The organism is Bradyrhizobium lablabi (assembly GCF_900141755.1).
Lineage (GTDB): Bacteria > Pseudomonadota > Alphaproteobacteria > Rhizobiales > Xanthobacteraceae > Bradyrhizobium > Bradyrhizobium lablabi_A.
Genome location: NZ_LT670844.1, coordinates 4,015,924 through 4,035,299, shown reverse-complemented (window position 1 = coordinate 4,035,299; position 19,376 = coordinate 4,015,924). Strand labels below are relative to the sequence as shown.

Here is a 19,376-nt window from a genome sequence, read left to right as displayed (position 1 = left end):
CGAATGGGGGTCATTTTTCTTTAAGCCGGAGGCTGCATCCTCTGGGGCGCATTCCTTCGGAATGAGGACGAACTTCGGGCGGATTTGACGAATGTCCACCAAGCGCTGCTACTACGAAACCCTTGAAGTCGACCGCAACGCGGACGAATCCAAACTGAAAGCGGCATTCCGCAAGCTCGCGATGAAATGGCATCCGGACAAGAATCCGGGCGATGCCTCGAGCGAAATGCGCTTCAAGGAAATCAACGAAGCCTATGAGGTTTTGAAAGACGGCGACAAGCGCGCCGCTTACGACCGCTTCGGCCATGCGGCGTTCGAGCAGGGTAATGGCGCCGGCGGTCCCGGCTTCGGCGCCGGCTTTGCTTCCTCGTTCTCGGATATTTTCGAAGACCTGTTCGGCATGGCCGGCCAGCGCGGACGCGGCGGCGGCCGCGAGCGCGGCGCGGATCTCCGCTACAACATGGAAATCACGCTGGAGGAAGCCTTCATCGGCAAAACCGCCCAGATCGAGATCCCGGTCTCGGTGACCTGCGAATCCTGTTCGGGCACCGGCGCCAAGGCCGGCACCAAGCCCAAGACCTGCTCGATGTGCGGCGGCGCGGGGCGGGTGCGCCAGGCGCAGGGCTTCTTCACGCTGGAGCGGACCTGTCCCGGCTGCCAGGGCCGCGGCCAGATGATCGAAGACCCCTGTCCCTCCTGCGCGGGCTCCGGGCGCGTGACGCGCGAGCGGACCCTGTCGATCAATATCCCCCAAGGCGTCGAAGACGGCACAAGGATCCGGCTTGCCGGCGAGGGCGAAGCCGGCGTCCGTGGTGGGCCGCCCGGCGATCTCTACATTTTCCTCTCGCTCGCCAGCCATCAGTTCTTCCAGCGCGATGGCGCCGATCTGCATTGCAGGGTCCCGATTTCCATGGTGACGGCGGCGTTGGGCGGCGAATTCGAGGTGCCGACCATCGACAAGGGCAAGACCAAGGTGAAAATCCCCTCCGGCACCCAGTCCGGCCGGCGCTTTCGCATTGCATCAAAGGGCATGCCGGTGCTCCGCTCGCGCCAGACCGGTGACATGTATGTCCAGGTCGTGGTCGAAACGCCGCAGAATCTGACCAAGAAGCAGCAGGAATTGCTGGCCGAGTTTGAAAAATTGTCGTCGGGCGCAACCCAGCCGGAAGCAGCGGGTTTCTTCACTAAGGTCAAGGACTTCTTCGGTACCCGCGCCAACTGATCATGCGCGTTCAGCTTGACCGTTTCAGTTGCTACCTATACGTCTTTATGACTGATTTCTGACAGTCCCCGCTATTTGCGGTCCCGCCTGGTAGCGACAATGCCTTTGCAATCGTCCGTGCGTGCGTTGAAAAAGCCCCCTCGTCTGGACGATGAGGTGCGTTTCCTTCGCTCATGGATCGAGAAGCCGCTGCACATGGGCGCGGTGATGCCATCGGGGCGGTTTCTGGCGCGCACCATGGCGCAATATGTCGATATCGACTCCGAAGGACCGGTGGTCGAGCTTGGGCCGGGGACCGGCGCGATCACCAGCGCCTTGATCGAGCATGGCGTGGACCAAAAGCGTCTCGTGCTGGTCGAATATAATCCGGGTTTCTGCGCCCTGCTGCGCGACCGTTATCCCGAAGCCAAAGTCGTTCAGGGCGACGCCTATGCGTTGCGCGACTCGCTCTGGAATGTGCTGAGCGCGCCTGCGTCAGCGGTGGTTTCCGGCCTGCCGCTGGTGACAAAACCGATGCTGACGCGCTTGCGGCTGATCCGCGACGCCTTCCTGGCGCTGGCGCCGGGCGCGCCATTCGTGCAGTTCACCTATTCGGTGGTGCCGCCGATCCCGAAATCGCTGCCGGGGGTTTCCACAGAAGCCTCCGAGCGCATCTGGATGAACCTTCCGCCAGCCCGTGTCTGGGTGTATCGCAAGGGCTGAACCGGCGCGCGTATTCCGCAAAAGTGGGTACCGGTTTTGCGAAAAGAATACGCGCAAACCGGTTGAAGAGCGCCGCTATGCGGCGGGTTCTACACTTATTGCGATCTGGATCATGTCCGCGCTGAAAATCCTGGTGATCCCCGGCTCGCTGCGCACCGGCTCGCTCAATGTGCGGCTTGCGGCGGCCGCCGCCTATCAATTCGTGCAGGCAGGCGCCGAAATCACCCGCATTTCGCTCGCCGATTTTCCACTGCCGATCTATGACGGCGATTTGCAGAGCAAATCGGGCGTGCCGAAGAACGCGGTTAATCTCAAGCGCATGATCGGCGCCCATCATGGCGTCTTGATCGTGACGCCGGAATATAATTCCTCGGTGCCACCCTTGGTGAAGAACACCATCGACTGGGTGACGCGGGTGCAGGATGGCGAGGAAAGTCGCGGTCAGGTGTTCCGCGAGCGGGCCTTTGCGATCGCCGCCGCTTCCGAAAGCCGGCTCGGCGGCACGCGGTCGCTGGCGGCGCTGCGGCTGATCCTGACCTCCTGCCACGCTACCGTCATTCCGAACCAGCTCGCGCTGTCGCACGCCAGCGAAGCCTATGATGATATGGACCGCCTAAAGCATCCCGCCGATATCGAGGCGCTCAACGCGCTGGTGCGGCAATTGATCGACGTCTCCCAACGCATGATGTGAGGTGACATGCAGCCAGCCAAGATCGCTCCCAACGACCGCTTGATCGTGGCGCTCGATCTGCCCGGAGTGGCGCCCGCGGAAGCGATGATCGCGCGGCTCGGCGATAGCGTGACGTTTTACAAGATCGGCTACCAGCTGGCCTACGCCGGAGGATTGCCGCTGGTGCGTCGGCTTGCGGACGCCGGCAAGAAGGTTTTCATCGATCTCAAGCTGCACGATATCAGCCATACGGTAGCGCGCGGGGTAGAGAGCGTCGCAAAATTGGGCGCGACCTTCCTGACCGTGCACGCCTATCCGCAGACCATGAAGGCGGCGGTCGAGGGCCGCGCCGGCTCGGGCCTGAAAATCCTCGGCGTCACCGTGCTGACCTCCTACGACGACGGCGATCTGCATGCGGCCGGCTACAGGTTCGGCGTAGCGGACCTCGCCGAAGCCCGGGCCCGGCAGGCCCAGGTGCTCGGCGTCGATGGGCTGGTGTGCTCGCCGGAGGAGGCGGCCTCCCTGCACAAGATCGTCGGCCATCAGATGGTGCTGGTGACGCCGGGTATCCGGCCGGCGGGAGCCACCACCGGCGATCAGAAGCGCATCATGACGCCGGCACGCGCCATCTCGGCCGGGGCGGACTATCTGGTGGTGGGACGGCCGGTGATCGAGGCCGCCGATCCCAAGGCGATGGCGGAGGCCATCCAGGCCGAAATCGTGCAGGCGCTGGGTTAAAACAAAAAGGGAAAACGCAATGGCAAAAGCCTATTGGATCGCGCGCGTCGACGTTCACAACATGGACGGCTACAAGGAATACATCGCGCAGAACGGCGCGGTATTCAAAAAGTTCGACGCAAAATTTCTGGTGCGCGGCGGCAAGTACGAGGCCAGGGAAGGCTCGTCGCGGTCGCGCAATGTGGTGCTGGAATTCAAGGACTACGAGACCGCAATCGCCTGCTACAACTCACCCGAATATGCCCGTCTGGTCGCGCTGCGCTCGCCCCATTCCGAATGCGACCTCCTGATCATCGAAGGCTATGACGGGCAGCAGCCGTAGACTGTCGTAAGCGCACACCAGTCTTGCCGTCATGGCCGGGCGTCGTCCCGGCCATCCACGTCTTTTGCCTCCAAAAAGAAGCAAGACGTGGATGCCCGGGCATAGGCGAGCGGAAGCGACGCCGTCCTTCGGACGGCTATGCCCGGGCATGACGAGACGTTGCCCGAACAGCCCGCCCCGGCTATACCGCAGGAGCGAGGTTTTAAACGATGTCCGACATGCGCTTGATCGTTGCGGGGGCCGGCGGCCGGATGGGCCGCGCGCTGACGCGTGTCATCTCGGAGACCCCGGGTGCCGTCCTCACCGGCGCGCTGGAGGCTCCCGGTTCCGAGCTGTTGGGGAAGGATGCCGGGGTGCTCGCCGGCCTGCCCGCCAACGGCATCCTGCTTTCGGCCGATCTGTGGAAGCTGTCGGCCGACGCCGACGGCATTTTGGACTTTACCGTGCCCGGCGCGACCATCGCCAATGTCGCGATCGCCGCCGAGCGCGGCCTGGTGCACGTTATCGGCACCACCGGACTGTCGTCGTCGGATGACGCCGTGATCAAGAGCGTCACCTCGCGCGCCATCGTGGTCAAATCAGGCAATATGAGCCTCGGCGTCAACTTGCTCGCGGCGCTGGTGAAGCGGGTCGCGCAATCGCTCGACGAAAGCTTTGATATCGAAATCCTGGAAATGCATCACCGCGCCAAGGTCGACGCGCCCTCGGGCACCGCCTTGCTGCTGGGAGAGGCTGCGGCGGCTGGCCGCAGAATCGCGCTCGACCAGCATTCGGCGCGCGGCCGCGATGGCCAGACCGGCGCCCGCCGGTCGGGCGATATCGGCTTTGCGTCGCTGCGTGGCGGCACCGCCGTCGGCGACCATAGCGTGATCTTCGCAGGTCCCATGGAGCGCATCGAGCTGACGCACCGGGCCGAGGACCGCACCATGTTCGCGCAAGGCGCCATCAAGGCAGCGCTGTGGGCCCGCGGTCAGAAGCCTGGATTCTATTCGATGGCCGACGTGCTCGGGCTGAACGACTTCTAGAAATCCAAACGGAACAAGAAAATGAGCGACCGCCTACTCGTGCTCGTGCGTCATGGCCAGAGCGAATGGAACCTAAAAAATCTCTTCACCGGCTGGAAGGATCCCGATCTCACCGAGCAGGGCATTGCCGAGGCCAGGGAAGCCGGCCGCAAGCTGAAGGCGCAGGGGCTGTCATTCGATATCGCCTTTACCTCGGTCCTGAAGCGCGCGCAGCACACGCTCGATTTGACGCTCGCCGAACTCGGCCAAACCAACCTTCCGACCAAGCGAGATCTCGCGCTCAACGAGCGCGACTATGGCGACCTCTCGGGATTGAACAAGGACGATGCCCGCAAGAAATGGGGCGAGGAGCAGGTGCATATCTGGCGGCGGTCCTACGACGTGTCGCCGCCCGGCGGCGAGAGCCTGAAGGATACGCTGGCGCGCACGCTGCCGTATTACGTGCAGGAAATTCAGCCCTGCGTATTGCGCGGCGAGCGCACGCTGGTCGCCGCCCACGGCAATTCGTTGCGTGCGTTGATCATGGTCCTGGAAAAATTGTCGCCGAAGGAAATTCTGGCGCGCGAACTGGCCACCGGCGTGCCGATCATCTACCGGCTCAATGCCGATTCGACGGTCGCATCAAAACTCGACCTGGCGTGAAGCGGCGCAGATGATGCCTACGAATTGCCGGCCGCGCGGTCTCAAGAGTGTCATGGCTAAGCCATAGATAGCGAAATGGTCTTTGGCTAAACTAACCCCATGAATCATGCCGGGTAGGGGGTCACGTGAAGATCACGCTCGATCTCTCTAAGCTTGTGGAGGAAGGAAAACTCTCGCCGGTCGAGGCAGAGCGGCTGCGCCGCTTGGCCGCCAAAGATACCAGCTCGCTCGCAATTAACTTACTCGTTGGCTTCGGAGTTGTTGCCGTGAGTGTGGGAGCGTTGGCGCTGGCGCCGAGGCCCGAGACAGCGCTCATCCTTGGTCTCGTCGCATTTGCGGTCGGACTTGCACTCACTTTCCCCGGCAAAGAGCAATGGAGCCTGTTTGCGCAAATCTGCCTTGTGGCTGGCGCTCTGATGTTTTCGGGCGGTGTGCTCGCCTTCGGCAAGGGCGCGTTGACGGCGATGTTGATCGTCACCGTTGCGCTCGCGCTAGCCTCCATCGTCGCACGGTCGAGCTTGCTGATGGCCGCGGCAGTGCTCACGCTCGGTGCCTGTCTGGGTGCCCGGACGGGCTACTGGCACGCCACCTACATGCTCGCCATCTACGAGCCGCTTCTCACGATCGTACTTTTTAGTCTCATCGCACTCGGGACGTATTATGCTTCGAAGCTGCTCTCAGCGGACTACGAGCGCCTGGCGCTGGTTGCAGCGCGGACGTCGGTGTTCATGGTCAATTTTGGTTTCTGGATCGGCTCGCTCTGGGGCGATCGTTTGCTGCTGATCCGCTCGTTGTTGCAAGGCAATCCCAATCTTGTGACAAACTACTCCGAGGTCATTCCACCTCTGCCGTTTGTGATCGGCTGGACGGTTGCGCTGCTTGGGGCCGGCATCTGGGCTGTTTGGGAGAACAGGCGCTGGATGGTCAATATCACCGCGGTGTTTTTTGGCATCCATTTCTACACGCAATGGTTTGAGAGGCTTGGATTGGCGCCGATGTCGGTCCTTGTTGGCGGTCTCCTGATGCTCGCCTTCGCGCTGGGACTGTGGGCGTTCAACAGGCGCCTCGCAACGCCGACTGGCGCTTCTCGGACTTGGGAAGAGGTCGGCCAGTAGAATCGTAGGATGGGTTGAGCCGTTGCGAAACCCATCAGCCACGTAAACGGAGGTGATGGGTATCGCTTTGCTCAATCAGCCTACGAACTAACATCGAGCCCTAATGCATCCCGACCTGTCCGGCTTCCCAGCCGAGCATCGCCTGCTTGCGGGTGATGCCCCAGTGATAGCCCGTGAGTTGGCCGCCCTTGCCGAGCGCGCGGTGGCAGGGCACCACGAACGACAGCGGATTTTTCCCGACCGCAGCTCCAACGGCGCGCGAAGCCTTTGGGCTCTGGATCTTGGTCGCGATGTCGGAATAGCAGACCGCGCGGCCCATCGGGATTTTCAACAGCGTCTCCCACACCCGCACTTCAAAATCAGTGCCGATCAGGACCACGCGCAGCGGCTGGTCCGGCCGCCACAAGTTTGTGTCGAAGATGCGTTGCGCCAGCGCCGAGGTGCCGTCGCGATCCTCGACATAGGTCGCGCGCGGCCAGCGCCGCTGCATGTCGGCCAGCGCTGACTGCTCCTCGCCGGGATCGGCGAACGCAAGACCGGCGAGCCCGCGCCCGCTGGCAATCACGATCGCCGTACCGAACGGGGAGGGATGGAAACCATAGCGCAGCGTCATGCCGGCGCCGCCGTTCTTCCATTCGCCCGGCGACATCGCCTCATGGGTGACGAACAGATCGTGCAGCCGCCCCGGGCCCGAAAGCCCGGAGTCCAGCGCCGCGTCGAGCACGCTGGCGGAATCGCGTAGCAAGCCCTTGGCGTGATCGAGCGTCAGCGCCTGCATGAAGGCCTTTGGCGTCAGCCCGGCCCAGCGGCGGAACAGATGGTGCAACTCATCCGGCGTTACGCTGGCGGCATCCGCCATCGCTTCGATGGTCGGCTGCGTGCGCCAGTGTTCCGAGATGAAGGCGATGGCACGCCGCACCGAATCATAGTCGCGCAGCGCGGCGTTCTGGGAGCCCGACTTGGCCAGGCGATGGTCATTTATGGCGAGGTTCATCATGGTCCTGATGTAGGACGGGCGCGGTGTCCGAACCACCCGATTCCCGACGAGTCTTCACGAAACCGGGTTATAGGTCGGGCCGCGCCGCGCGGCCTGCAGCGCTGCGCTTAAGGCCTTGGCAAAACTAGCTTTTTCGTCGGGTCCCAAAAAGTTCGCGATCGAGACATGGCGGCCTTTGGAGACCAGATAGAGCTTTTCGATGCCAAATTCAGCATGGGTCTTCTGATCGAGCCGCACCCACAGCGGATTGAGCACCCATTCGACCACATGGCCGCGATGGCTGACCCGGCGCACGCGCAGCTCCGTTGTGGTTACCCGGATCTCCTCGGTCGCATTGCCGCGGCGGAAATTGACCCGGAACGCCCAATAGACGACCAGCACATCGATGCCGAAAAAGCCGAACACCGGCCACGCGCCCATCATCAGGAACGCCAGCCCGGCCACAAAACTGACCACGCTGAGAAACGTCATCAGCACCAGAAATCCGGTGCGGTTCAGCGACCGATGCGGGGTGAGCAGCGCCGAAAACAATTCCGGCTGCGCCGTCTCAGGATCAAAGTCGTTGCCTGCGGTCATGACGTGTCAGTATACCCGGATCATGGCGAAAATCACTCGCAGAGCTCTGCCCAAATCGAAAGCTCTATCCCCAAAGCGCGTCAAAAATTCCCGCAAGCCTGCCGCGGCCAAGCCGGTGGCGGCGCGCGGGCGAACAAAAAAGCCAAAACCATGGACGCCGGCCGGGATCTACGAGGCCTTCAGCCGCTTTCGTAAAGCCAATCCGGAGCCAAAGGGCGAGCTCGAGCATCTCAACCCCTTTACGCTCCTGGTCGCGGTCGTGCTGTCGGCGCAGGCGACCGATTCCGGTGTCAACAAGGCGACGCGCGAATTGTTCAAGGTCGCCGACACGCCGCAAAAGATGCTCGCGCTCGGCGAGGAGAAACTGCGCGACTATATCAAGACCATCGGGCTCTACCGCACCAAGGCGAAGAACGTCATCGCGCTGTCGGAAAAATTGATCGCCGAATTCGGCGGCGAGGTGCCGCGCACCCGCGCCGAGATCGAATCGCTGCCCGGCGCCGGCCGCAAGACGGCAAATGTCGTGCTCAACATGGCGTTCGGCGAGGGCACGCTGGCGGTCGACACCCATGTGTTTCGCGTCGCCAACCGCACCGGCCTTGCGCCCGGCAAGACGCCGCTCGAGGTGGAACTCGGTCTTTTGAGCGTGGTCCCACCCGAGTTCATGTTGCACGCGCATCACTGGCTGATCCTGCACGGCCGCTACACGTGCCTGGCGCGCAAGCCGCGCTGTGAGGTATGCCTGATCAACGATCTCTGCCGCTGGCCGGAAAAGACGGTTTGAGGCATGATCGCCGTCATATCTCTTGAATAAAAAGGCGGCGTTTCTTGAGTTCGCAGGACCAGATCAGCCCGGCACCGTCAACGGTTCAGGCAAGCGCAACAGCATCCTCCTCATCCGCTGCCGCGGCAGCCGGCGCGACAGTGGCGCAGGGATCGCGCAATTCGCTAGGCCGCCTCGCGCTGCCATTGTTCGCAGTGCTGGTTGCGCTCGGATTCATCGCGCTGGCGACGCTGCGCTGGGACGAATGGGTCGGCAGCGCCGTGATCCAGACCACCAATGATGCTTATGTCCGGGCCGAGTTGACCCGGTTGAGCAGCCGGGTCGCCGGTGAAGTCATCGCCGTCGCGGTGAAAGATTTTCAGCGCGTCAAGGCCGGCGATCTGCTGGTCCAGATCGATCCCGCCGATTACGAAGCCCAGGTCGCGCAAGCCGAGGCTGGCGTCGCGGGCGCCCAGGCCGCGCTCGACAATCTCGCCAACCAGGTCGAGCTGCAATATGCGACCATCGCGCAAGGCGAGGCACAGCAGGTGTCGGCGCAGGCGCAGGAGCTCGAAGCCCGTCAGGAACAGGAGCGGCAGCAGTCTCTGTCGCAGACGGAAGCCGGAACAAGGCAAAAGCTCGAACAGGCGACCGCCGCCTATGCCCGCGCCCAGGCCGACGTCCGGGCAAGCCGCGCCCTGATCGCGGCCGAGCGTCACCAGCTCGAGGTCCTGTCCGGAACCAAGAAGCAGCGCGCGGCGGATATCGAGGCCGCCAAGGCGACGCTCGCTGCGGCCCGCCTCAAGCTCGGCTACACCAAGATCACCGCGCCCTTCGATGGCGTGGTCGGCGAGCGTCAGGTGCAGCCCGGCGATTACGTCAATATCGGATCAAGCCTCATCAATGTGGTGCCGCTGCCGGATGTTTACGTCATCGCCAATTACAAGGAGACCCAACTGACGAGGGTAAGACCGGGGCAGTTGGCCGAGGTGACCGTCGATAGTTTCCCGAACGAACGGCTGCACGGTCGGGTCGAGCGGATCGCGCCCGCCAGCGGGTCGCAATTCGCGCTGCTGCCGCCGGACAACGCGACCGGCAATTTCACCAAGGTGGTGCAGCGTGTCCCGGTTCGGATCGCGCTCGACAAGGGCCAGCCGCTGTTGGAGCGGCTGTTGCCGGGAATGTCGGTAGTGACCCGGATCCATACCGACGAAGCGGGCGCGGATGGCGCAAAGTAGCGAACCCGACCACGCCGACCGGGGGCCGCTCTCGCGCGGAGGCATTGCAGCGCAGCCTTTGTTTGCGGTCGGTGCGGTGCTGCTCGGCTCGTTTCTCGCGAATTTCGACAGCCGCCTGACCTCGGTCGGGCTGCCGGATTTGCGCGGCGCTTTTTCGCTAGGTTTCGATGAGGGCGCCTGGCTCTCCACCGCGGCGATCGGCTCCCAGATCTTCATTGCGCCATCGGTAGCCTGGCTTGCGACCGCGTTCGGCCTGCGCCGCGTCCTCGGTATCCCAAGCCTCGTCTACGCGCTGATCTCGCTGCTGATCCCGCTCGTGCGTGATTATCCCGCGCTGATCGCGCTCTCTATCGTGCACGGCATGCTGCTAGGCACCTTCGTTCCCGCCACCCTGATGATCGTGTTCCGCAATCTGCCGATCAAATGGTGGCTGCCGGCGATTGCAATCTATTCGATCCGGGTAGGCTTCGCGCTCGATACCGGCACCTCGCTGGTCGGCTTCTACGTCGATCATTGGGGATGGCAGTGGCTGTACTGGCAGGGCGTCGTCATCGCGCCGCTGATGGGGTTGATGGTCTATCTCGGAACGCCGCGAGAACCGATCAACCGTGAGGTGGTGCGGGATGCCGACTGGGGCGGCATGCTGCTGCTCGGCACCGGCGTTTCCATGGTCTATGCCGGCCTCGATCAGGGCAATCGCCTCGACTGGCTGGAATCCGGCACGGTGATGGCGCTGTTGATCGGAGGCGGCGTATTATGCGTCGGTTTTGTCATCAACGAGATGCTGGTTCGCCGGCCATGGGCCCACGTCACCGTGCTGTTCTCGCGCAATATCGGGCTGTCGCTGGTCGTGATCCTGCTCTACACGCTGACGAGCCTCTCCAATTCATCGCTTGTGCCGAATTTTCTCAACGTGGTGGCCCAGTTGAGGCCCGAACAGAGCGGCGTGCTGCTGGTGATCTACGGCGCGCTGCCGATGTTCGTGATGGTGCCGGTATCGATCTTCCTGCTGCGGCATTTCGATCCGCGCTTCGTGGTGACCCTCGGATTTTCGGCGTTCGCCGCGGCAAACCTGCTGGGCACGCAACTGACGCATGACTGGGCGCGCGGTGATTTCATCGCGATCGTGATGCTGCAGTCGATCGGCCAGGCTTTCACGCTGCTGCCTCTCATCATCGTGGCACTGTCCAATGCCGATCCGACCCGGGCGACCGCGTTCGCCGCCTATATCCAGATCATGCGGCTCGGCGGCGCCGAGATCGGCGTGGCGCTGATGGGCACCTGGCTGCGGGTCCGCGAGCAGGTCCATTCCAATTATCTCGGGCAGCATCTGGAGACCGGCAGCGACAATGTGGTGCGGATTCTCAAGCAATTCGCCGATCTATTTGCGAGCCACGGCGCGGCCACCGCGCCGGCACGCGCTGTTGGGTCGCTCTCGGCGATCGTGCAGCGCGAGGCGAATGTGCTTGCTTATATCGACGGCTTTTGGCTGACGTTCTGGCTCGCAATAGCAGCCCTCGGTTTCGTGGCGCTAATCGCCCGTGCGCCGCCGGGGCCATTCACTCCGGCGCCGTTCGGCGTCGCACGCGGCCTGATGCGGCGATTTGGGTTGTCGCGGACATAGAGGCGGGCGAGCCGGTGCACGAACCGACTTGCTCCGCCCTCATCCTGAGGAGCCGCGCGCTTGCGCGGCGTCTCGAAGGATGGCCGCATCGGGGCCTCATGGTTCGAGACGCGCGAAGACGCGCTCCTCACCATGAGGAATCACACCACCGGCACGCTGGTCTTCCGCGACCGCTCGATCAGCTCCGGCCGGGGGCCGCTCAGGCGCTTGTGCATGTGGACCATGAACGCCATGCCGAACAACGGCGTCGCCAGATTGACGATCGGGATTGACACGAAGGCTGCGATGATCAGTCCTGCAGTGAAAATGATGCCGGCGTTTTCCTTGCGCATCGCCTTGGCTTCCGCCGGCGGGCGAAACCGCATCGCGGCGAGTTCGAAATATTGCCGCCCCTGCAGCCATGCGGTCGCGATGAAGAACGCGAGAAAACCGGCGCCGGCAAAGAACACAAAGGGCAGCGCGATCAAATAGACCAGTATCGTCAACAGCGCGATCTTGATGCCTTCGGTCACGGCAAGCCCAAGCGGCAGCGCGACGCCGGGGCGTTCGGCCGGATAATATTCGCGCTCGACATGGTCGGCGACCTCGTCGACGAACACGCTCGCGACCAGCGAGGTGATCGCGGGCATCAGAAACACCGCGCCGAACACGATGCCGAGACCGGCGGCGATCGAGACGATCCAGGCAAGTACATTGAGCGGCGTCTGAAAGCCCGGGCCAAGCAGTGTCTCGGCCCAGCCCTGGCCTGAAGTGGCAAACCAGCTCAACAGCCGCTGCAGGCCGATCGCCAGCACCGTGATCAGCACCAGCGCGAGCCCGATCGAACGCCACAGGATCGAGCGCATCGGCGGCGACAATATCTGCGAAAGCGCCTTGACGGCGGCATCTATCATAACGGTCTTATCCTTACGAGCGGCGGGGCATTTGTCCGGACATGTCGTGGACGTGGATCATGGTTGCAAGGCCGCCCGAAGACTTAAGACTTTCGCCGTCACGTTTTCAACCGCCGCTTCCTTGACCGGGCCGTATCCCCGTATCTCCATCGGCAAGGCCGCGATCTCCGCCAGTGGCGCGACAGTCCCCGCATGTAGAAGAGGAAGTAGCTCAGTCAAGAGGGATTCATACCAGGCGATCAACTTTCGTTCCATCCGCCGCTCGCGCGCGTAGCCGAAGATATCCAGCGGCGTTCCGCGCAAAATCCTGAGGCGCGCGAGCAGTCGAAACGCGGGTTCGATCCATGGTCCGAACTGCCGCTTGCGCGGCCGTCCCCGCGCATCCTTGGGCCCCCCCAGCATTGGCGGCGCGAGATGATATTTTATCTTGAAATCGCCTTCGAACTCCCGCCGCAATTTTTCCTGAAATCCGGTTTGGGTGTGCAGGCGCGCCACCTCGTACTCGTCTTTGTAGGCCATGAGTTTGAACAGCGCGCGCGCGGCGGCGATGGTGAGCAATTCGGAGCCGGGCGTTCGGTCGCGTTCAGCAGCGCGAACGCCATTCACGAATTGGCGATAGCGCTCGGCGTATCGGCTGTCCTGATAGGAGGTGAGGAAATCGACGCGGCGCGCAATGATCTGATCCAGGGTTTCCTCGGTTTGCGTTTGGCCCAATAGCGACGCGGCAAAATCATTGTCCGCGACAAGAAGTCGCCCACACGCAAACGCCCGCTTGTTCTGTTCGATGGCGACGCCGTTCAGCTCGATCGCCCGCATCAACGCCTCGGCTGAAACCGGAACCAGGCCTTGCTGCCAGGAAGCGCCAAGCATGATCACGTTGGCAAACACGGTATCGCCAAACAGTGCATCGGAAATCCGGTTGGCGTCAAAACTCCGGATATTTTCGGGGCCAATGATGCGTGCGATGCTCTGCAACCTCTTCGCCCCCTCAAGACTTGCGTCCCGGTTGCGTACGATGTCGCCGGTCGGCATCTCCGCGGTATTGATCACCGCGCGCATCCCGGTGCGATAAGTCGCGGTCGCCTTGGAGGATGAGCTGACGACAATGTCGCAGCCGATCAATGCGTCGGCCGAGCCCTGATCGATGCGAACCTGATGGATGTCGCAGGGGTCAGCCGATAACCGGATAAAACTCATGACCGGGCCGAATTTTTGCGCGAAGCCGGTGAAATCGAGCACGGATGCGCCTTTGCCCTCGAGATGCGCCGCCATCGTCACCAGTGCGCCGACGGTGATGACCCCGGTGCCGCCGACGCCGGTGACAAGCAGGTTGAAGGGCTTTGTCATCTCGACGCGATTGGGTTCGGCAAGCGAGTCAGCGCGGGCCAGCACGTCAATGTCCGCACCCCGCCGCTTGCGTCGCGTCGCGCCTTCGACCGTGACAAAACTCGGGCAAAAGCCGTTCAGGCAGGAAAAATCCTTGTTACAGGACGACAGGTTGATCTGGCGCTTGCGGCCGAACGGCGTTTCCTTCGGCTCGACGCTCAGGCAATTGGATTCGACCGAACAGTCGCCGCATCCCTCGCACACGAGATCGTTGATGTAGGCAAATTTTGGCGGATCGGCGAGCTGGCCGCGTTTCCGCCGGCGGCGCTTTTCGGTGGCGCATTCCTGCTCATAAATCAGCACAGTGACGCCGGGGATCTCGCGCAGCTCGCGTTGAACCGCGTCGAGGTTTTCACGCGGATGGAATGTGACGCCGTCAGGGAAATCGCGCCGGTTGAATTTCTCGGGCTCGTCGGAAATAAACGCGATGCGCGCGACGCCGTTGGCGCGGACTTCGTGCGCGATGCCATGAACGGTGATGGGCCCATCGACCGGCTGGCCGCCGGTCATCGCAACCGCGTCGTTGAACAGGATTTTGTAGGTGATGTTGGTTTTGGCCGCGACCGCCTGGCGGATCGCCATCGATCCAGAGTGATAGTAAGTGCCTTCTCCGAGATTCTGGAAAACGTGACGGCGGCCGGTGAACAGCGAGGAGGCTGCCCAGTTGACGCCTTCGCCGCCCATCTGAATCAGTGAGGTGGTCTCGCGATCCATCCAGCTCGCCATGAAATGGCAGCCAATGCCGGCCAGCGCGTGCGAACCTTCCGGGACTTTTGTCGACGTATTGTGCGGACAGCCCGAGCAGAAATAGGGCGTGCGGGTCGCGCCGGAGATCTCGGGGATCGCGGTGCTTTTTGCGGTAAGCTTTTCCGCCCTCGCCTGAAGGTTCAGGCCCGGAAAGATCGCATCCAGTCGCCGCGCCACGATCGGCGCCAGCAGGCGGGGCGACAATTCGCCGACCCAGGGCACGAGCGGCGTGTTGTTCTCGTCGTACTTGCCGACCATCCGCTCCGGCTTGTGGCCGGGATAATCATAAAAATACTCCTTGAACTGGCTTTCGATGATGCCGCGCTTCTCCTCGATCACCAGGATCTCGCGTTTTTCGCGCACGAATTCCAGCGCGTCGTGGTGCGCCAGCGGCCACACCATGCCGACCTTGTAGATGTCGACGCCGAGCCGCCGGCATTCCGTCTCATCAAAGCCAAGCAACTGCAAGGCCTCCATCAAATCGAGATGGCCCTTGCCGGTGGTGACGATCCCGTAGGTCGCATCCGCAATGTCGTAGATCCTGCGGTCGATCGGGTTCGCCGCGGCGAAAGCGAGCACCGCATTCTTCTTGAATTCGAGGCGGTGCTCGATCTGAGGCCCGGGAAGATCGGGCCAGCGGTAGTGCAGCCCGCCCGGCGGCATTGCGTAATCGGGCCGGATAAAAACCCGCCGGTTGGGAACGTCGACCGACGCGCAGGATTCCACGGTTTCCGAAATCGCCTTGAAACCTACCCACATTCCGGAGAAGCGGCTGAGTGCGTAGCCGTATTCGCCGAACGCAAGATATTCGGCGACGCTCGCCGGATTGAGCGTCGGCATGAACCACGCCATGAAGGCGACATCCGACTGGTGCGGCATCGAGGAGGAAACACAGCCATGATCGTCGCCGGCGACGACCAGCACGCCGCCATGCGGCGAGGAGCCATAGGCATTGCCGTGCTTCAGCGCATCGCCGGATCGATCGACACCGGGGCCCTTGCCGTACCAGAGGCCGAATACGCCATCGACCTCGCGCTTTGGGTGGCTCTCGACCTGCTGCGAGCCGAGCACCGCGGTCGCCGCGAGGTCCTCGTTGACCGCGGGCAGAAATTCGATCCGCCGCTGTTTCAGGAATTCTTGCGCGCGCCAAAGTTCGAGATCGACGCCACCGAGCGGCGAACCGCGATAGCCCGAGACAAAGCCGGCGCTGTTAATTCCATCGGCGATATCGCGGTCGCGCTGATTGAGCAGGATGCGCACCAGCGCCTGGGTGCCGGTGAGGAACACCCTTCCGGCCTGTCGCGTGTAGCGGTCATCGAGCGAATAATCGTCGAGGCGTGTTTGCAGCTTCTCGCTTGATTCTGACATTGTCCATCCTCCCAGTGGGGATGCCCACGCGAGTATCTGTCAGATCGGCCGGTAGAATATTCCCATTTTCCCGTCCGCTGGCGACTTTTAGGTAGGATTATCCGAATTATGCCGGTAATCTGAACAAATCATTCAGAGCAGGAAACCGACAAAATGATCGACCCGCTTGATGGCCGGCTGTTGCTGCATCTGCAGAGGGACAGCCGTCAGAGCAACCAGCAACTGGCCGATAGCCTCAACATGTCCTCCTCCGCCTGCTGGCGCCGGGTCGCGGCGCTGGAAGCCGAGGGAGTGATCGCGCGTTACACGGCGCTGGTCGACCGCGAGAAGGCCGGGTTTTCGATGTCGGCCATCCTGCATGTCTCGCTCGATCGCCATGACGAGAAATTCGTCTCGCAATTCATCATGCGTGTTCGAAAACGCCCGGAAGTTCTCGAATGCTTTGCCACCACGGGCGATGCTGACTTCCACCTCCGGGTCGTCGTCAGCGACATGGCCGCCTACAACCGGTTCCTTGACGACTTCATGTTCAAGATCCCCGGCATCCGCCACGTGCGGACCAATGTCATCCTGAAAGAGATCAAGTACGACGTCGCGCTGCCGTTCTGACGCGGCGAAGCGGATATCTCCGTCCAAACCTTGCCGTCGAAACCGTCGACCATCCAAGCGACGCGCATCTCCGTCGCTCATGCAAAGAAGTATCCTATGGCGGCAGACCGGATGCGGCGGTACAAATAGCCTTTGGTGTCCTGATGTCAGCGTTTCGATTGGACAATCCGCAATGGCAACGGCATCTCGTTCTCGGGGATGGCTGGCGGATATTTGTCCGGCCGATTAGACCCGATGACGAGCTCCTAATTCGCGACCTTCTCGTACACGTGAGCAAGGAAGATTTGCGGCTTCGCTTCTTCGATTCCATCCGGGAATTCTCGCCTCAATTCATCGCCAAACTGACGCAGCTCGATTATGGGCGCGCGATGGCCTTTGTCGCCATCGATGAAGCCAGCAGCGAGATGCTCGGCGTCGTCTGGCTCTACTCCGACTCGATCCACGAGACCGGCGAGTATGCGATCCTGCTGAGATCGGATCTGAAGGGCAGGGGCTTGGGCTGGGCCCTGATGCAACTGATCATCGAGTACGCAAAATCGGAGGGCCTGAGCCGCATCTACGGCGAGATTCTCCAGGAAAATGCCGTCATGCTGAAAATGTGCCGGGAGTTGGGATTTGAGGTCAAGACTGACGTCGAGGATCGCGGCGTGTGCGACGTCACTCTCGTGCTCGCCCCAAACCGACAGCCTTAACTGAGGTTCACCGCAACGCCCTGCGATATGTTCGATTAATTGCACGCGGCACTGAACGGCAGCCATACGACTTGTTGAGCGCGGCCCGAATGTGAAGACACGATCGGGAGAAAGCAGAGATTCGCCTATGCATTTCGTTTTTCGGCTAATTGCATTCACGATGTTGTTCGCGAGCATGTCACTGGCATCAGCTGCGCCAGCCTTCGAGGTCGAGGCGATTTGCCGAACGGCGATTGCATCAATTATGGGTCGGGATCCGAAGATGATGCAGGTAACTCGAACCGTCGGCGACGTCCTGTTCCTGACTTACGTCCGGCCAATGGACAATTTCGTTTGGACCTATCGATGTCGGATCGAAGGCAATCGCGTCGTTTGGGCTTCCGAGCCTGGACGATGGCGCGACGATCCGAAAGACGACGAAGTCTTCTTCGAGGTTGTCGGCGCCGGGAAGCAACTTCGCATTATTGAAAACCACGGCGACGGTTCGAGCACAAAACAGTTGTTTGATCGCGATACGATTCTATGAATTGGACAACGGAGGCATAAAGCTCTCGTAGTTCGGCAACCCTCGCGAGAGGGCGACATGCTCGTGGGGTTCGGCAACAGCCCGCGAGAGCTCACAAAGGATTCCGTCAGGTATCAAGCGGTTTGCCGCGGACGTTCGGACCGAAGGTCGCGATCGTGATAATCACGAGGATCATAGCTGAAATGATCAGGCCGAACACGCCGTTGACGCCGCCGACCCGCAGCATGTAGGCGACGATGAAGCCGGAAAACATCGCGCTGATCCGGCTCATCGAATAGACCAGCCCCGACGCCCGCGCCCGGATTGAGGTCGGAAACACTTCGGTCTGATAAGCGTGATAGGCGTAGGACATGGTCATGTTCGCCGCCGTCAGCAGCACGCCGCTCAGGATCAAAAGCGCAGGTGCTGCGAACTGCGAAAACGCCATCCCGAACGCGATGATCGCCACGCAGGCGCCGCAGATGATCCATTTTCGTTCGAAAAGGTCGGCAAAGCTCGCGGCGAGCAGCGGGGCGATCGGATAGGCGAACGCGATGATGAAGGAATATTGCAGGCTTCTTGTAATGGTAATGCCCTTTTCGACCAACAAGGTCGGCACCCAATTGGCAAAACCGTAGAAGCCAAAGGCCTGGCAGAAATTGAACACCATGAACAGCACGACCAGCGAGAGGTAAGGCGGCCTGAACAGATCGGCAAAAGTCGCCTTTGCCACAGTGCGCGCCGGCGAGGCATCCGGCGTCCGCTCCGGGCGCGCGGCGGCGCCGGCCGAGGCCTCCAATGTCCGCAGGATTTTGACCGCCTCTTCCATTCGGCCTTGGCGTGCCAGCCAAAGCGGGCTTTCCGGCACCAGCAGCCGCAATACCCAGATCACCATGCTGGCGGCGGCGCCGATCAACACCACCCAGCGCCAACCATCGACGCCGTAGGGCGACAGCGGCACCAGCCACCAGGCGAGAAACGCGACGATGGGGACCGAGATGAACATCATGGATTGATTGACCGCAAAGGCGCGGCCGCGCATCCAGCTCGGCACGAGCTCGGTGATATAGGCGTCGATGGTGATGATCTCGATGCCGATACCGATCCCGGCGATGAAGCGCCACAGCAACAGGCCGCCGGAAGTGGTTTGACACGCCATCACGACCGACGCCGCGGAATAGCCCAGCAGCGCATAGGTAAAAATCGCCCGACGCCCGAACCGGTCGGCGAGAAAGCCCAGGAAGAACGTACCGACAAACAATCCGGCAAAGGTTGCGGCGACGAAGGCGCCGATGCCGGAAAAGCCGAAAAACGCCTGCGTCGTGGTGGTCAATAGCCCGCTACGGGTGAGGCCCGGCGCGATATATCCAGTGAAAAACAGGTCGTAGATTTCAAAACAGCCGCCAAGCGACAACAGGATCACCAGCCGCCACACATAGGAGGACGCGGGCAGGCTTTCGAGCCGCCGCGATATCTCGTCTGCCCCGCCGCCGGCTGCAAGATCAATTCCAGCCTCGATGCCGATGGCGGTCATGAATTCCT

18 protein-coding genes and 1 pseudogene are annotated in these 19,376 nt (G+C 62.0%); 14 read left to right on the top strand and 5 right to left on the bottom strand.

The features are described from left to right. Positions 1-91 precede the first annotated feature (91 nt). From dnaJ to B5526_RS18740, 8 genes are all read left to right on the top strand, one after another. Entirely contained in the window at positions 92-1,222 is a 1,131-nt protein-coding gene (gene dnaJ / locus B5526_RS18775) for a molecular chaperone DnaJ (RefSeq protein ID WP_079540402.1), read from the top strand. A 99-nt stretch (positions 1,223-1,321) separates the two neighbouring features. Continuing rightward, a complete protein-coding gene (locus tag B5526_RS18770) occupies positions 1,322-1,924 on the top strand; it encodes a class I SAM-dependent methyltransferase (RefSeq protein ID WP_079540400.1) in 603 nt (200 codons plus the stop codon). A gap of 112 nt (positions 1,925-2,036) precedes the next feature. Beyond that, positions 2,037-2,615: an NADPH-dependent FMN reductase gene (locus B5526_RS18765; protein ID WP_079540398.1), complete on the top strand. Its 579-nt coding sequence runs from the start codon at positions 2,037-2,039 to the stop codon at positions 2,613-2,615. 6 nt (positions 2,616-2,621) lie between these two features. Further along, positions 2,622-3,332: an orotidine-5'-phosphate decarboxylase gene (gene pyrF, locus B5526_RS18760; RefSeq protein WP_079540396.1), complete on the top strand. Its 711-nt coding sequence runs from the start codon at positions 2,622-2,624 to the stop codon at positions 3,330-3,332. Between the two features lie 19 nt (positions 3,333-3,351). Further along, positions 3,352-3,654, top strand: a complete 303-nt coding sequence (locus B5526_RS18755; protein WP_079540394.1) for a DUF1330 domain-containing protein — start codon at positions 3,352-3,354, stop codon at positions 3,652-3,654. Positions 3,655-3,863: 209 nt separating this feature from the next. Beyond that, positions 3,864-4,679, top strand: a complete 816-nt coding sequence (gene dapB / locus B5526_RS18750; protein WP_079540392.1) for a 4-hydroxy-tetrahydrodipicolinate reductase — start codon at positions 3,864-3,866, stop codon at positions 4,677-4,679. 21 nt (positions 4,680-4,700) lie between these two features. After that, on the top strand, positions 4,701-5,321 hold the full coding sequence (locus B5526_RS18745; RefSeq protein ID WP_079540390.1) for a 2,3-bisphosphoglycerate-dependent phosphoglycerate mutase: 621 nt from the start codon (positions 4,701-4,703) through the stop codon (positions 5,319-5,321). Positions 5,322-5,446: 125 nt separating this feature from the next. Continuing rightward, positions 5,447-6,436, top strand: coding sequence for a hypothetical protein (locus tag B5526_RS18740; RefSeq protein ID WP_079540388.1), 990 nt, complete (start codon positions 5,447-5,449; stop codon positions 6,434-6,436). Between the two features lie 100 nt (positions 6,437-6,536). On the opposite strand, the gene B5526_RS18735 is transcribed toward B5526_RS18740, so the two are convergent. Together B5526_RS18735 and B5526_RS18730 are read right to left on the bottom strand one after the other, a co-directional pair. Continuing rightward, a complete protein-coding gene (locus B5526_RS18735) occupies positions 6,537-7,433 on the bottom strand; it encodes a methylated-DNA--[protein]-cysteine S-methyltransferase (RefSeq protein WP_079540386.1) in 897 nt (298 codons plus the stop codon). Positions 7,434-7,487: 54 nt separating this feature from the next. Next, complete coding sequence (locus B5526_RS18730) at positions 7,488-8,009, bottom strand: DUF2244 domain-containing protein (protein ID WP_079540384.1); 522 nt, start codon at positions 8,007-8,009, stop codon at positions 7,488-7,490. A 22-nt stretch (positions 8,010-8,031) separates the two neighbouring features. On the opposite strand from B5526_RS18730, the gene nth reads away from it, so the two are divergent. The 3 genes from nth (at position 8,032) to B5526_RS18715 (ending at position 11,634) form a co-directional block, all read left to right on the top strand. Continuing rightward, a complete protein-coding gene (gene nth, locus B5526_RS18725; RefSeq protein ID WP_079540382.1) occupies positions 8,032-8,793 on the top strand; it encodes an endonuclease III in 762 nt (253 codons plus the stop codon). Positions 8,794-8,933: 140 nt separating this feature from the next. Continuing rightward, entirely contained in the window at positions 8,934-10,010 is a 1,077-nt protein-coding gene (locus tag B5526_RS18720) for an HlyD family secretion protein (RefSeq protein WP_244562372.1), read from the top strand. Beyond that, positions 9,997-11,634, top strand: coding sequence for an MFS transporter (locus B5526_RS18715; RefSeq protein WP_079540380.1), 1,638 nt, complete (start codon positions 9,997-9,999; stop codon positions 11,632-11,634). The genes B5526_RS18720 and B5526_RS18715 overlap by 14 nt, the downstream gene beginning before the upstream one ends. 140 nt (positions 11,635-11,774) lie before the next feature. Here the strand turns inward: B5526_RS18715 and B5526_RS18710 are convergent, their stop codons facing one another. Both B5526_RS18710 and B5526_RS18705 read right to left on the bottom strand, forming a co-directional pair. After that, complete coding sequence (locus B5526_RS18710; RefSeq protein ID WP_079540378.1) at positions 11,775-12,527, bottom strand: sulfate transporter family protein; 753 nt, start codon at positions 12,525-12,527, stop codon at positions 11,775-11,777. Between the two features lie 57 nt (positions 12,528-12,584). Then, complete coding sequence (locus B5526_RS18705) at positions 12,585-16,028, bottom strand: indolepyruvate ferredoxin oxidoreductase family protein (RefSeq protein ID WP_079540376.1); 3,444 nt, start codon at positions 16,026-16,028, stop codon at positions 12,585-12,587. A 153-nt stretch (positions 16,029-16,181) separates the two neighbouring features. On the opposite strand from B5526_RS18705, the gene B5526_RS18700 reads away from it, so the two are divergent. The 3 genes and pseudogenes from B5526_RS18700 to B5526_RS18690 all read left to right on the top strand — a co-directional run bounded on the left by B5526_RS18700 (position 16,182) and on the right by B5526_RS18690 (position 17,855). Beyond that, positions 16,182-16,637 (top strand): Lrp/AsnC family transcriptional regulator, encoded by a 456-nt coding sequence (locus B5526_RS18700; RefSeq protein ID WP_079540374.1) that lies wholly within the window; start codon positions 16,182-16,184, stop codon positions 16,635-16,637. A 170-nt stretch (positions 16,638-16,807) separates the two neighbouring features. Next, a pseudogene (locus B5526_RS18695) lies at positions 16,808-17,329 on the top strand (N-acetyltransferase family protein); the annotation flags it as partial. Positions 17,330-17,456: 127 nt separating this feature from the next. Further along, on the top strand, positions 17,457-17,855 hold the full coding sequence (locus tag B5526_RS18690; protein WP_079540370.1) for a hypothetical protein: 399 nt from the start codon (positions 17,457-17,459) through the stop codon (positions 17,853-17,855). 106 nt (positions 17,856-17,961) lie between these two features. On the opposite strand, the gene B5526_RS18685 is transcribed toward B5526_RS18690, so the two are convergent. Continuing rightward, on the bottom strand, positions 17,962-19,368 hold the full coding sequence (locus tag B5526_RS18685) for an MFS transporter (RefSeq protein ID WP_079540368.1): 1,407 nt from the start codon (positions 19,366-19,368) through the stop codon (positions 17,962-17,964). Positions 19,369-19,376: the final 8 nt, after the last annotated feature.